The sequence below is a fragment of the Bradyrhizobium sp. LA6.8 genome, from assembly GCF_040547935.1.
In the GTDB taxonomy this organism is placed as follows: Bacteria; Pseudomonadota; Alphaproteobacteria; order Rhizobiales; family Xanthobacteraceae; genus Bradyrhizobium; species Bradyrhizobium barranii.
This window is the reverse complement of sequence record NZ_JBEPQQ010000005.1, coordinates 328,543-341,608: the sequence shown is the minus strand read 5'-3', so window position 1 is coordinate 341,608 and position 13,066 is coordinate 328,543. Positions and strand designations below refer to the sequence as shown.

Annotated in this window: 11 protein-coding genes; 7 read left to right on the top strand and 4 right to left on the bottom strand. The window is 65.2% G+C overall.

What is annotated here, in order from left to right:
* Positions 1 to 65: 65 nt before the first annotated feature.
* The 7 genes from ABIA90_RS25350 to ABIA90_RS25320 are packed head-to-tail and all read left to right on the top strand — an operon-like array spanning position 66 to position 8,076.
* Positions 66 to 1,871 carry a gamma-glutamyltransferase family protein gene (locus ABIA90_RS25350; protein WP_354119737.1) on the top strand — a complete coding sequence of 602 codons (1,806 nt, stop codon included), beginning with the start codon at positions 66 to 68 and terminating at the stop codon, positions 1,869 to 1,871.
* Between the two features lie 9 nt (positions 1,872 to 1,880).
* Positions 1,881 to 2,591 (top strand): DUF1028 domain-containing protein, encoded by a 711-nt coding sequence (locus ABIA90_RS25345; protein ID WP_354119738.1) that lies wholly within the window; start codon positions 1,881 to 1,883, stop codon positions 2,589 to 2,591.
* Positions 2,588 to 3,577 (top strand): ABC transporter ATP-binding protein, encoded by a 990-nt coding sequence (locus tag ABIA90_RS25340; RefSeq protein ID WP_354119739.1) that lies wholly within the window; start codon positions 2,588 to 2,590, stop codon positions 3,575 to 3,577. Before ABIA90_RS25345 ends, ABIA90_RS25340 begins: the two co-directional genes overlap by 4 nt.
* Positions 3,577 to 4,677, top strand: a complete 1,101-nt coding sequence (locus ABIA90_RS25335) for an ABC transporter ATP-binding protein (protein ID WP_354119740.1) — start codon at positions 3,577 to 3,579, stop codon at positions 4,675 to 4,677. The genes ABIA90_RS25340 and ABIA90_RS25335 overlap by 1 nt, the downstream gene beginning before the upstream one ends.
* A 23-nt stretch (positions 4,678 to 4,700) precedes the next feature.
* Entirely contained in the window at positions 4,701 to 6,212 is a 1,512-nt protein-coding gene (locus ABIA90_RS25330) for an ABC transporter substrate-binding protein (protein ID WP_354119741.1), read from the top strand.
* Positions 6,213 to 6,243: 31 nt separating this feature from the next.
* Positions 6,244 to 7,185: an ABC transporter permease gene (locus ABIA90_RS25325; RefSeq protein WP_354119742.1), complete on the top strand. Its 942-nt coding sequence runs from the start codon at positions 6,244 to 6,246 to the stop codon at positions 7,183 to 7,185.
* A 3-nt stretch (positions 7,186 to 7,188) separates the two neighbouring features.
* Positions 7,189 to 8,076, top strand: coding sequence for an ABC transporter permease (locus tag ABIA90_RS25320; protein ID WP_354119743.1), 888 nt, complete (start codon positions 7,189 to 7,191; stop codon positions 8,074 to 8,076).
* Here ABIA90_RS25320 and cnbZ read toward each other — a convergent pair.
* From cnbZ to ABIA90_RS25300, 4 genes are read right to left on the bottom strand one after another with little or no spacing between them, the layout of a single operon-like run.
* Positions 8,073 to 8,819, bottom strand: a complete 747-nt coding sequence (gene cnbZ / locus ABIA90_RS25315; protein ID WP_354119744.1) for a 2-amino-5-chloromuconate deaminase CnbZ — start codon at positions 8,817 to 8,819, stop codon at positions 8,073 to 8,075. The genes ABIA90_RS25320 and cnbZ overlap by 4 nt on opposite strands.
* A 9-nt stretch (positions 8,820 to 8,828) precedes the next feature.
* On the bottom strand, positions 8,829 to 10,079 hold the full coding sequence (locus ABIA90_RS25310; protein ID WP_354119745.1) for an adenylate/guanylate cyclase domain-containing protein: 1,251 nt from the start codon (positions 10,077 to 10,079) through the stop codon (positions 8,829 to 8,831).
* Complete coding sequence (locus ABIA90_RS25305; RefSeq protein ID WP_014496960.1) at positions 10,076 to 10,465, bottom strand: response regulator; 390 nt, start codon at positions 10,463 to 10,465, stop codon at positions 10,076 to 10,078. The genes ABIA90_RS25310 and ABIA90_RS25305 overlap by 4 nt, the downstream gene beginning before the upstream one ends.
* Positions 10,462 to 13,059 (bottom strand): sensor histidine kinase, encoded by a 2,598-nt coding sequence (locus ABIA90_RS25300; protein ID WP_354119746.1) that lies wholly within the window; start codon positions 13,057 to 13,059, stop codon positions 10,462 to 10,464. Before ABIA90_RS25300 ends, ABIA90_RS25305 begins: the two co-directional genes overlap by 4 nt.
* Positions 13,060 to 13,066 lie beyond the last annotated feature (7 nt).

Genomic DNA, 13,066 nt, shown 5'->3' with positions numbered 1-13,066 from the left:
CGCATTGGCGGCACGGCATCGCCTGTGATCAATTGCGCGCGCGACAAATAAGGTAGCGAAATCCCATGGCCAGCAACGTCAATCCCGATCCCTTCACGACGCGCCCCGAGATCGAGGGCACATTCGGGGTCGTCGCCACCACACACTGGATCGCGACCGCTGTCGGCATGGCCATCCTGGAAAAGGGCGGCAACGCCTTCGATGCCGGCGTCGCCACGGCGTTCACGCTCCAGGTTGTCGAACCGCATTTGAACGGCCCCGGCGGAGACGTGCCCATCATCGTGCATGACGTCAAACGCGCACGCACCGAGGTGATCTGCGGCCAGGGCCCGGCGCCGGCGCGCGCCACCATCGCGCATTACAAGAGCGAAGGCCTCGACATGGTGCCGGGCACCGGCCTGCTCGCGGCCTGCGTCCCCGGCACGTTCGAATCCTGGATGATGCTGCTGCGCGACTACGGCACGATGCGCGTGCGCGACGTGCTGGAGCCGGCGATCTCCTATGCGCGTGACGGCTATCCGCTGGTCGAGCGCGCCTGCGCCACGATCCAGACCGTCGAGCAGCTGTTCCGCAAGCATTGGCCGACGTCGGCCGCGGTCTATCTGCCCAATGGCGAAGTGCCGAGGCCCGGCACGCTCTTCACCAACAAGACGCTGGCTGCGACCTACGCCCGCATTCTCAGCGAAGCCGAGAGCGGCGGCGGTGACCGCGACGCCGAGATCGAGCGCGCGCGAAAGGCCTGGTCGCAAGGTTTCGTTGCGGAAGCCATCGACAAGTTCTGCCGCACCCAGGAAGTGATGGATGTCAGCGGCTCGCCGCATCGCGGCGTGCTCTCGGCCGACGACATGGCGCGCTGGCAGCCGACGATCGAGGCACCGCTCACCTATGACTATGGCCGCTACACCGTCTGCAAGGCCGGCGTCTGGAGCCAGGGTCCGGTGACGCTCCAGCAGCTCGCGCTGCTCAAGGGCTTTACGCTCGACGGGCTAGATCCGACCGGGCCGGAATTCATCCACCTCCAGATCGAATGCGCCAAGCTCGCGTTTGCCGACCGCGAAAAGTTCTACGGCGATCCCAAATTCAGCGAGATCCCGATCGCGACGCTGCTGTCGGATGCCTATAACGACGAACGCCGCAAACTGATCTCAGAGAAGGCATCGCTCGACTTCCTCCCCGGTTCGGTCGAAGGTTTTGGCGGCGTGGTCAAGCTGCGCCGCGCCGAGGGGCAGCGCGAGGCGGTCGGCGCGCTTGGCGCGGGCGAGCCGACAGTCGGGCGTTTCGGCGAAGTGCGCGGCGACACCGTGCATTTCGACATCATCGACAAGGCCGGCAACATGGTGTCCTCGACGCCATCGGGCGGCTGGCTGCAATCCTCACCGATCATTCCGGAGCTCGGCTTCTGCCTCGGCAGCCGCGCCCAGATGTTCTGGCTGGAGGAAGACCATCCCGCCGCGCTGGCGCCAGGCAAGCGGCCGCGCACGACGCTGTCGCCGACCATGGCGCTACGCGACGGCGAGCCGTACCTCGCCTGGGGCTCGCCCGGCGGCGACCAGCAGGATCAGTGGATCACACAGTTCTTCCTACGGCACGTCCATTGCAACCTCAATCTCCAGGAAGCGATCGACGCGCCGGCCTGGCACTCCGAGCATTTTCCGATCTCGTTCTGGCCGCGCACCGCACGCCCCGGTGTGCTCGTGGTCGAGAACCGCGTGCCGAAGGCGACGATCGAGAATCTTCGCGAGCGCGGACACATTGTCGAGGTCGGCCCCGACTGGTCGGAAGGTCGCCTCACCGCGGCCTCGCGCGTCGGGGTGCGCCGCCGCGCCGCCGCCAACCCGCGTGGCATGCAGGGCTACGCCGCAGGGCGCTGAAGGCAGCACATGACCTGGTCGATCATCGCGCGAGACCCTGCCACCGGCCAGTTCGGCATCGCTGTAGCTACCCGCTTCTTCGCCGTCGGCGCGCGCGTGCCCTACATCGCGGCCGGTCTCGGCGCCATCGCGACCCAGGCCTTCGTCAATCCCTATTATGGCATCGACGGCGTCAAGCTGCTGCGCGAGGGCCTGAACGCGCATGACGTTCTCGCCACCCAGCTCGCGACCGACGACGGCCGCGAGAGCCGCCAGATCCACATCATGGACGCCAGCGGCGCGATCGCCGCGCATACCGGGCGCGACTGCGTCGACTGGTGCGGGCACATCGCCGGCAGCGGCTTCTCCATTGCCGGCAACATGCTTGCCGGCGCCGACGTGCTCGACGAGACCGCGAAGACCTATATCGCCAATGACAGCCTACCCTTCCCGCGCCGCCTGCTTGCCGCCATGCGCGCGGGCGAGGCCGCCGGCGGCGACAAGCGCGGCAAGCAATCCGCTGCGCTCCTGATCCACGGCGAGGAGGAATGGCCGGCGCTGGACATTCGCGCCGACGATCATCTCGATCCGCTGGGCGAACTCGAACGGCTGGAGCGCGTCAGTCAGGAACTCTGGGTACATTTCCGCTCTTCCATGCCGACGCGGCAGAACCCGGCAGGCAACACCGATCGCAGCGTCATCGACGCCAGCATCGCTGCGAGCCGAGCAAGGCAATCATGAGCGCAAGTCCTCTCATCGAGATCAAGGATCTGCGCATCCGCTTCCACGGCGACGACGGCCGCGTGACCCACGCCGTCGACAGCGTCGATCTCAGCGTCGCCAATGGCGCGACGCTCGGCCTCGTCGGCGAATCCGGTTGCGGCAAGAGCGTGACGTCGCTGGCGATCATGGGATTGCTGCCGAAGCAAAGCGCGGAGATCTCGGGCGCAATCCGCTTCGACGGCTTTGACTTGCTGAAGACTCCTGACCAGACGCTGCGCGACCTCCGCGGCAACCGGCTGGCGATGATTTTTCAGGAGCCGATGACGTCGCTCAACCCGAGCTTCACCATCGGCGACCAGATCATCGAGACCATTCTGCGCCATCGCGGCGGCTCGCGGCGCAGCGCGCGCGAGCGGGCCATCGAGTTGCTGCGCCGCGTCCACATCCCCTCGCCGGAGCGGCGGATCGACGAATACCCGCACAAGCTCTCCGGCGGCATGCGCCAGCGCGTGATGATCGCGATGGCACTGGCCTGCGATCCGCGGCTGCTGATCGCAGACGAGCCGACCACCGCGCTCGACGTCACCCTGCAGGCGCAGATTTTGGAGCTGATGCGCGAACTGAAGGCGGCGAGCGGCGCCGCCATCATCCTGATCACCCACGATCTCGGTGTCGTCGCCGAAGTCTGCGACGAGGTCGCGGTGATGTATGCCGGCGAGATCGTCGAGCGCGCGCCGGTCGACGAGCTGTTCGCCATGCCGCAGCATCCCTACACCGTCGGCCTGCTGGGCTCGATCCCGCGGCTCGATCGTCGCGCCGAGCAACTGGCCACGATCGAGGGCATGGTGCCGAACATGGCGCAGCCACCCGGCGGCTGCCGTTTCGCCGCGCGCTGCCCCTTCGTGCTGGACGCCTGCACCAAGGCACCGCCACCGCTGGTCGAGGTCAGCCCCGGCCACCTCTCGCGCTGCATCCGCGCACCGCTCGAACTTCTGGTGTCGTGATGGCGCTTCTCGAGGTCGAAGGCCTGGTCAAGCATTTTGTCGCCGGGCGCTCGCTGTTCGGCCGGGCACTGGGGCATGTCAAAGCGGTCGATGGCGTCAGCTTCTCTCTCGAAGCCGGCAAGACGCTGGCCCTGGTCGGCGAATCCGGTTGCGGCAAATCCACCGTCAGTCGCCTGGTGCTGCGGCTGATCGAACCGGACGCGGGCACGGTGCGTTTCGCCGGCCGTGACCTGCTCTCGCTGGACGCCGGGGCGCTCCGCGCCTTCCGCCGCGAAGCGCAGATCATCTTCCAGGACCCCTACGCCTCGCTCAATCCGCGCATGACGGTCGGCCAGATTCTCACCGAGCCGCTGGCACTGCACGATCTGGTACCGCCGGCGCAACGCCGCGAGCGCGTCGCGGAAATCCTGCGGCTGGTCGGTCTCGAGCCGCGGCTCGAACGGCGCTATCCGCACGAATTCTCCGGCGGCCAGCGCCAGCGCATCGCCATTGCCCGCGCGCTCGCGGTCGAACCAAAACTGATCATCTGCGATGAGCCGGTCTCGGCGCTGGACGTCTCGATCCGCTCGCAGATCCTCAACCTCCTGCGCGAGCTGCAGGACCGGCTTGGGCTGGCCTACATCTTCGTCTCGCACGATCTGGCTGTGGTCAAGCACATCGCCGACCATGTCGCCGTGATGAATCTCGGCCAGATCGTCGAGACAGCCGAGGCGGACGCCCTGTTCGCGGCACCCCGCCATCCCTACAGCCGTGCGCTGCTGTCCGCGATCCCCATGCCTAAACCGCGGGCAAAGCGCAGCCGGATTGTGCTGCAGGGGGAGATCCCGAGCGCGCTCAATCCGCCGCCGGGATGCCGCTTCCACACCCGCTGCCCCTACGTCGTCGACCGCTGCCGCAGTGAAATGCCGCAGCTGGTGCCGGATGGCATCGGACATGCAACGGCCTGTCACCGAACGTCGGAACTGCCGTCCTCCGCGGCGATCGTCCCGTCCGACGGCGGCTTTTCGCCGGTCCTTGAAAAATTGGTCGCCGCCTTCAGCGGCAGCCCGGAAGCAGTCCGCGGCAGCGGGGTTAGTTCATTGGGAACGGACCCGGCATAGCCGCAAAACAGAGGTTGAGAGCGATGAGTTTCATGCGTTTGACAATCCTGGCGTCGGCTGTGCTGACGTCGCTCGCGGGCGCAGCCCAGGCTCAGACCACGCTTCGCATCGGCATCGCCGAAGACCCCGACATCCTCGATCCCAGCATCGGCCGCACCTATGTCGGCCGCATCGTCTTCTCCGCCTTCTGCGACAAGCTGTTCGACATCGACGAGAAGCTCAACATCGTGCCGCAGCTCGCGCTGTCCTACGAGACTTCGGCCGACGGCAAGGAGATGACGATCAAGCTCCGGCCCAACGTCAAATTCCATGACGGCGAGCCGCTGGACGCCGAAGCCGCAAAGTTCTCGATCGAGCGTCACATGACGCTGCCGACCTCGTTCCGGAAGTCCGAGCTTGCCAGCGTCGACCATGTCGAGGTGGTCGATCCCCTGACCATCAAGCTGGTGCTCAAGACGCCCTACTCGCCCTTGATCGCCCAGCTCACCGACCGCTCCGGCATGATGGTCTCGCCGAAGGCGGCGAAGGAGGCGGGCGACAAGTTCGGCCTGCATCCGGTCTGCGCCGGCCCCTACAAATTCGTCGAGCGCGTCCAGCAGGACCGCATGGTGTTCGAGAGGTTTGCCGACTATTGGAACAAGGACAACATCCATATCGACCGCGTCGTGTTCCTGCCGATTGTCGACGCCACCGTGCGCCTTGCCAACCTCAAGTCCGGCGGGCTCGATCTGATCGAGCGCGTGCTGGCCACCGACATCAAGGACGTGCGCGCCGATCCCAAGCTGGTGCTGTCGACGGCGCCCGAGCTCGGCTATCAGGGCCTGACGATCAACATCGGCAACGACAAGACCAAGGGGCCACTCAGCCAATCCGCGAAGGTACGCCAGGCACTCAGCCTGTCAATCGATCGCGAGGCCATCAACCAGGTCGTATTCAACGGCGAGTTCACGCCGGGCAATCAATGGGTCAGCCCGACGCATCCATACTATCAGAAGGCTTTCCCCATTCCGGGTCGCGACATCGCCAAGGCCAAGGCGCTGTTGAAGGAAGCCGGTGTCAGCCTGCCCGTCACCGTCGACTACATGGTACCAAAGGGCACCGAGTACGAGGCCGTCGCCCAGGTCGTGCAGTCCATGGCCGCCGAAGCAGGCTTCGACATCAAGGTCCGCGTCGTCGAATTCGCGACCACCTTCAAGCAGGCGCAGGCCGGCGAGTTCCAGGTGTTCCAGATCAACTGGAGCGGACGCATCGACCCGGACGGCAATTCCTACATCTTCATGCGCAGCAAGGCTCCGCAGAACGACGGCGTGTATTCGAACCCCGAAGCCGACAAGCTGATGGAAGACGGACGGGCGACGTCCAATGTCGAGGAGCGCAAGGCGATCTACGGGAAGCTGACCAAGATCCTGCTCGACGACCTGCCGATCATCTACATCTATCATCGTACGCTCCTGATCGCGCATACGAAGAAGCTCGAGGGCTACCGGCAGATGCCTGATGGCCTCGTGCGCGTGGTCGGGCTGAAGTTCAAGTGATCGCGGCATCACTCGGGAAACGCGTGGAGCCATGCTGAACTTCCTCGCCCGCCGCATCGCACAGATCGTGCCGACACTGTTCTTCGTGTCGGTGCTGATCTTCTCGCTCCAGCAATTGCTGCCGGGCGATCCCGCGCTGGTGATGGCCGGCGAGGAGCGCGATCCCGCCGTGATCGAACAGATCCGCCAGCAGTACAAGCTGGATCAGCCGATCCCCGTGCAGTACGTCTATTGGCTCAAGGGCGTTCTCTCAGGCAATTTCGGCGAGTCGCTGCGCAACAAGATGCCGGTGCGCGAGCTGATCGCACAGAAGCTGCCGGTGACGCTCCAGCTCGGCTCGATGGCGATCCTGATCGCGTTCCTCATCGGCATTCCTGCCGGCATCATCTCCGCGGTGAAGAAGGGCACGGTTTGGGACTATGGTGCCAACCTGTTCGCGCTGTGGGGTATCTCGACGCCGAATTTCTGGCTCGGAATCCTCATGATCTTCCTGTTCTCGATTCACCTGGGCTGGCTGCCGGCCTCAGGCTATGTGCCGCTGACCGAGGACTGGCGCGCGAGCCTGGCAGCCACCATCATGCCGGCCTTCGTGCTCGGCAACGCAATTTCGGCGGTCCTGATGCGGCACACGCGCAGCGCCATGCTCCAGGTTCTGGAGAGCGACTATGTCCGCACCGCGCGCGCGAAAGGTCTCTCCGAGCGCTCGGTGATCCTCAAGCATGCGATGCGCAACGCGCTCACGCCGATCATCACCCTCGGTGCGCTCGAGCTCGGCACGCTGTTGTCGGGCGCGGTGCTGACCGAGCAGATCTTCTCCATTCCCGGCTTCGGCAAGCTGATCGTGGATGCCGTCTTCAACCGTGACTATGCGGTGGTGCAGGGCGTGGTGCTGGTGACGGCCACAGTCTACATCACACTGAATCTCGTTGCCGACGTCGCCTATGTCCTCGTCAATCCGCGGCTGCGAGGTTAGACGATGACCGACGCCGCACTGCCAGCCAGTTCCGCCACCCAGGCCTACGAGCTGGACAGCCCGGCCCGCCGTGCGCGGCGGCGCCTGTTCAAGCGCAAGGCCGCGGTCTTCGGGCTTGTCGTGATCACGGCCTTCATCCTGCTTGCGGCCCTTGCGCCGCTGGTCGTGCCCTATGATCCCATTGCCACGAGCTGGAGCCTGGTGCGCAAGCCGCCCACCGCCGCCCACTGGTTCGGCACCGACGATCTCGGCCGCGACATCCTCAGCCGCGTCATCTACGGCGCGCGGGCCTCCCTGATGGCGGGTCTGATCTCGGTCGCGATTGCGCTCGGGATCGGCGTCCCTCTTGGCCTCCTCGCCGGCTATCGCGGCGGATTTGTCGACGCGCTGATCAGCCGGATCACCGATGCAATGTTGGCCTGCCCGTTCCTGATCCTGGCGATTGCGCTGGCCGCCTTCCTCGGTCCCAGCCTCGGCAACGCCATGATCGCGATCGGCATCTCGGCGACGCCGATCTTCATCCGTCTGACGCGCGGTCAGGTCCTGAGCGTCAAGGCCGAAGACTATGTCGAGGCGGCGCGCGCGCTCGGCAATCCGCCGTGGCGGATAGCCGTCTCGCACATCCTGCCGAACATCCTGCCGGCGCTGCTGGTGCAGGCCACACTGTCGATCGCCGCCGCCATCATCGCCGAAGCCGCGCTGTCCTTCCTCGGCCTCGGCCAGCAGCCGCCCGCACCGTCCTGGGGCAGCATGCTCAACGCGGCGCAGCGCTTCCTGACCCAGGCGCCGTGGATGGCGATCTGGCCAGGCCTTGCGATCTTCCTCGTGGTGCTGTCGCTGAACCTGCTCGGCGACGGCCTGCGCGACGCGCTCGACCCGCGCCAGCGCTAGATCACGGTCTCGCGCAGCACGCGACGGCAATCCATCTCGTATTCGAGGTCGACCACCGGCGGACGGGCGAAATGCCAGGTCAGGCCGGAGCGCAGCGCGCCGTGGCGGACCAGCTCGTCGACCAGCGCGTGGTGGAAATCGTGCACGGAATAGGCCTGCACGCCGGTGGTGTCCTTCCAGCCAAAGCCGAAGGCCGTCATCCGGTTCTCCATCTGCGACGTCGTGGTGAACCGCACCTTCTCGCGGAGGCCCTCCGGACTGAGGTCGCGGTAGCGCACCGTGCGCTCGACATAGGTCCCGCCGCCCTCGCGCGCCTCGGCGCCACCGGCGATCACGAAGGACGGCGCCTTCGATGTCGTCGGACGCGTGAAGGAGAAGGCATAGAACGACGGTTCGGATGGCGGATCGAACTCCGGACAGACATTGCTGCGCGCCACCGGATTGGTGGTGCCGTCGAAGATGCCCCATTCCGACAGCGTCTTCACATAATGCAAATTGAATGCGCGAAAGCCTTCCTCGCTGAAGGCCGCCGGTGAGCGCAACTCGCAGGCACAGAACGCCGTCAGCGGCCGCCCTGCTTCCCGGATATACTTCGCCGCGAGCGCAAATCCCTCGGCCAGCGGCACCAGGCGGTCGAAGCGGACGCGCTCGATCTCGTAGCCGTCGTCAGCGGCAGCACCCGCCGAATACTGGAACACGGACGGAATGAAACGATAGTTGCCGGCGGAGAAATCACCAATCATGTCGAACTCCTATTCCAGTTTCATGCGGACACCCTTGGCGCCGTTGAGCAGGCGCTTCAGGTGAAAGCCGGCCAGGGAATCGTCGGCATGCATCCCGACCAGCGCGGCAAAGGCCGGCATGGCCGCGACGTCGCCGGCCTCCATCTTGGCAAAGGCCTCGGAATATTGCGCCGTCCTTGGCGCTTCGAATTTTTCCTGCGGCAACGGTTCGAACGCACGCAGCGGTTCGCTGCGTCCGCGCAGCATCAGATCGCCGACGGGACGGCCTTGAAAATGCTCCGCCGCCTTGGCGACGCTGGCACTGGCGCAGATGCGTGTTCCCAGATGCTTGTTGGCGGCCTCCAGTCGCGCCGCGATGTTGATGGTGTCTCCATACGCGGTGTAGTCGAAGAAGCGGTTGCCTCCGAAATTGCCGACCAGAGCCGGCCCGGCGTGAATGCCGATGCGGGTGGTGCCGAAATTCACGCCCACGGCCCTCTGGCGCGCGCAGAAATCCTGCGCCCAGGCATCGAGGTCATGGGCGCAGGCGACCGCACGCGTCGCATAGTCCGGCTGATCGCCGGGCGCATTGAAGAGCACCTGGATCGCATCGCCGATGATTTTTGCGACCGTCCCCTCATGCGCGAAGATGGCTTCGGTCATCCCGCCAACATATTCGTTGAGGAGCGCGCCCAGCGTCTCGGGCGGCGCGCTCTCGACCAGGGAGGTGAACCCGGTGATATCCGTGAAGATGGTCGCGACATCGCGCCACTGCACCTCGATCCCCTCACCCTCGCCGCCAGCCACCAGACGCTTGGCGAGTTCGGGCGAGAAATGGCGCGATAGCGCGGCATGGGCCCGCTCCGCCTCCATCTGACGGCGCCGCACCTCGCGCAGCATCTCGATATGACGAATGGTCTTCTCGATCGTGGCTTCCAGGTCGGCGAAGTCGATCGGTTTGGTGAGGAAGTCGAACGCGCCGCGGTTCATGGCGGTGCGGATGTTGCTCATGTCGCCATAGGCCGAGACGATGATAGTCGACTTCTTGTCCTCGGCCTCCTGGAGCTTCGCCAGCAGCGACAGCCCATCCATGCGCGGCATGTTGATGTCGGAGACCACCATGTCGACATGCGGGTTCTGCTCGAGGGATTCCAGCGCCTCGACGCCGTCGCGTGCAAACATGATGTCGACGAGCCCGTCGCGGATCTGCCTGCGAAACTTTTGCAGGATCAGCGCCTCGAGGTCTGGCTCGTCATCGACGAAGAGGATGGTCGAAGTCATGCGGCTTGCTCGAGCCTCGTGTCGATCTCCTGCCGCAGCAGCGCAAAATCGATCGGCTTGGTGAGGAGCCCGATGGCGCCACGCTCGATCGCCTTCCGGCGCGTCTCGGCGTCACCATAGGCCGTGATCATGATGACGGGAACGTCCGGATGCTCGGCGCGCACCTTGGGCAGCATGTCGAGCCCGCTCATGCCGGGCATGTTGATGTCGGACAGGATCAGGATCAACGAGGGGTCGCGCACCTCGGAGGCGAGCCTGAGCGCATCGGACGCGGACGGCGCGAATTCCATCTGGAAGCGTCCGGCGCGCAGGTCGCGCCGGAACTGCTGCCGGAAGAGCGCCTCGACGTCGGGCTCGTCATCGACGACCAGGATGTAAACGTTCAATTCTTGCCTCCGGGAGTATCGTCCGCCGCCATCTGGCGCGGCAGCGTGATGATGAATTCGGTGAATACACCGGGCTCGGTGTTCACGTCGATCGTGCCGCCGTGCTGTTTCACGACGATGTCATGACTCATGGACAGGCCAAGCCCGGTGCCCTCGCCGGCCGGCTTGGTGGTGAAGAACGGATTGAACAGTTTCGCCTTCACCTCGGGCGGAATCCCTGTGCCGTTGTCGCGGATCCGGATCTCGACCTTGTCGCCGAGGTTTTTGGTGGCCGCGTTCAAGGTGGGCTCGAAGCCGTCCGTCGCGCTCTCCTTGCGCTTGGCCGCAGCATAGAAGCCGTTCGAGATCAAATTGAGCAAGACGCGCGCGATCTCCTGCGGATAGACATCGACCATCCCGGCCCCGGGATCGAACTCGCGCTCGAGCGTGACGTTGAAGGCGGGCCGTTCCGCGCGCGCGCCGTGATAGGCGAGATTGAGGCTTTCCTCGACGATGGCATTGATATCGCTGGGACGATGCTCGCCGGAACCCGCGCGCGAATGCAGCAGCATGTTCCTGACGATGGAATCGGCGCGCTTGCCGTGCTGCACCACCTTTTCCAGATTGCTCCTGAGCATGCCGGTCAGCTCCTCGACCTCCTCCTTCGTCTTGCCGTCGAGCGAAGCCGATTGCAGGGCCTGGTTGAGTTCATCGATCAGCTCGGTCGAGACCGAGGAGAAATTGTTGACGAAATTGAGCGGGTTCTTGATCTCGTGGGCGATCCCCGCCGTGAGCTGGCCGAGGGAGGCGAGCTTCTCGGTCTGGATCAGGCGATCCTGCGCGGTACGCAGATTGTCGAGCGACTGCGACAGCTCCGTGGTACGCTCACGAAGCTGCTTGAGTAGTCGAGCGTTCTCGATCGCAATCACAGCCTGTTTGGTGAAATTCTCAACCAGTGCGATCTGCTTGTCGGCGAACGGACGGACCTCCTTGCGATAGACCGCGATCGTGCCAATCAGCTCGTTCTCCTTCAGCATCGGCACGATGACGATCGTACGGGCGCCGGCGACGTCTGAGATCGCGCGAACGGCAGGCCCACCAGCAAGATAGGCAGGTGTGTTTCGCACATCGTGAACGTGGACGACCTCACGGGTCCTGACGACCTCGGCGAGCGCGCTGTTCGGACGAGGTCGGATTTCCACATCTTTTCGCGAAGCAGCGAACGCAGCCGGCACATTGTAATCCGCCGCAATCGTGAAGCTTTCACCGTCCCAGAGATTCATGACGCCGAAACTTGCGCCACAGACCCGCGTCGCATTTTCGAGCATTTTGTAGAACACGGGAGCGAGTTCGCCCGGAGAGGAACTGATGACCTCCAGCACCTCAGAAGTCGCCGTCTGTTGCTCGAGCGTTTCGGACAATTCAGCCGTCCGCCGCTCGACCTTGTTTTCCAAATCCGCATAGGATTCTTGCAACCGCGCGCCCATGTCGTTGAACTGGTCGGCGAGTCCTTCAAGCTCGTCGCCGGTCTTGATCGAGATGCGCTGCGAGAAATCGCCGCCGCCGATCCGCTCGGCGCCGCTGCGCAGGGCCTGGATCGGTCCGACCATGCGGCGTGCGAGGAAAATCCCGGCGAGCACCGCGAAGATCGACGCTGCGAGCAGCACGATCGCCAGCCGCTGCAGCGAAGCATAGAGCGCCGCATAGGCCTCCTCGACCGGCAGCTCGACGAGCATGGTCCAATGCAGCGGCTCGATCGGGGCCGATGTGGTCAGCACCTTCTGCCCCTGGATATTGCGCGCTTCGGGGAGCGCGTCGGACAGGGTGCCGCCTCCAGCCTGCGCGGCGCGCACCTGCGCGAGGCCCGACATGTCGGTGTTGCGCAGCACCAGGCTGATGTCGGGATGCGCGATCAGGCGTCCCTCCGGGCCGACCACATAGGCGTGCCCGTGTTCGCCGACCTTGATCTGGGACACGACGTCCCAGATCAGCTTGAGATTGACCTCCGCGATGCTGACGCCGGCATCCTTGCGCGCGCCGGCCAGCGCGAGCGTCATGTAGGGCTCGGACTCCCTGCGGAAATAGACCGGGCCGTAATAGACCTTGTGCGCGACCGCCTCGGTGAACTTCGGGTCGGCCGACAGGTCGATCCCGCTGTCGATCGCGTCCATGGCCAGCCGCGAGACCCGCAAGCGCTCCTTGCCGGTCGCATCCACCTGGGCGAGCTCTGTGACCGCGGGCACCTGGCGCAGCAGCCGTTGCGCGTCGAACCGGCGCTGCTCGATCGAGCCCGCCGACCAGGGCAGCTGCGTGGTCCAGCCGAGCTGGCTCTCGATCTCCTTGACGAACTGGCCGATCTTGGCCGCCGCTGCCTCGGCCTGCTCATGCTGGACCCGGATCAGCGCGGCCTTGTGCTCGCGATAATAGAAGAAGACCTCGAACAGCCCGTTGGCCAGCAGCGCAATGGCGACGACGGCCACGAACAGCGCGACATATTTGGTGAAAAGCCGGGTCCGGATCCCGCGCCCCGCCGCCTCGCCGGGCACAACGCCAGCCGCGGCCGCGCTCGGCGCTGTCCTGGCTTGCGGGGTGTCGGGGTGGAGGGAGATGCTCATCCCGGCG

Coding starts and splice junctions, on each gene's coding strand:
- ABIA90_RS25325 (WP_354119742.1), top strand. CDS start 6,244: ATGCTGAACTTCCTCGCCCGCCGCATCGCACAGATCGTGCCGACACTG.
- ABIA90_RS25345 (WP_354119738.1), top strand. CDS start 1,881: ATGACCTGGTCGATCATCGCGCGAGACCCTGCCACCGGCCAGTTCGGC.
- ABIA90_RS25310 (WP_354119745.1), bottom strand. CDS start 10,079: ATGACTTCGACCATCCTCTTCGTCGATGACGAGCCAGACCTCGAGGCG.
- ABIA90_RS25340 (WP_354119739.1), top strand. CDS start 2,588: ATGAGCGCAAGTCCTCTCATCGAGATCAAGGATCTGCGCATCCGCTTC.
- ABIA90_RS25330 (WP_354119741.1), top strand. CDS start 4,701: ATGAGTTTCATGCGTTTGACAATCCTGGCGTCGGCTGTGCTGACGTCG.
- ABIA90_RS25335 (WP_354119740.1), top strand. CDS start 3,577: ATGGCGCTTCTCGAGGTCGAAGGCCTGGTCAAGCATTTTGTCGCCGGG.
- ABIA90_RS25300 (WP_354119746.1), bottom strand. CDS start 13,059: ATGAGCATCTCCCTCCACCCCGACACCCCGCAAGCCAGGACAGCGCCG.
- ABIA90_RS25350 (WP_354119737.1), top strand. CDS start 66: ATGGCCAGCAACGTCAATCCCGATCCCTTCACGACGCGCCCCGAGATC.
- cnbZ (WP_354119744.1), bottom strand. CDS start 8,819: ATGATTGGTGATTTCTCCGCCGGCAACTATCGTTTCATTCCGTCCGTG.
- ABIA90_RS25320 (WP_354119743.1), top strand. CDS start 7,189: ATGACCGACGCCGCACTGCCAGCCAGTTCCGCCACCCAGGCCTACGAG.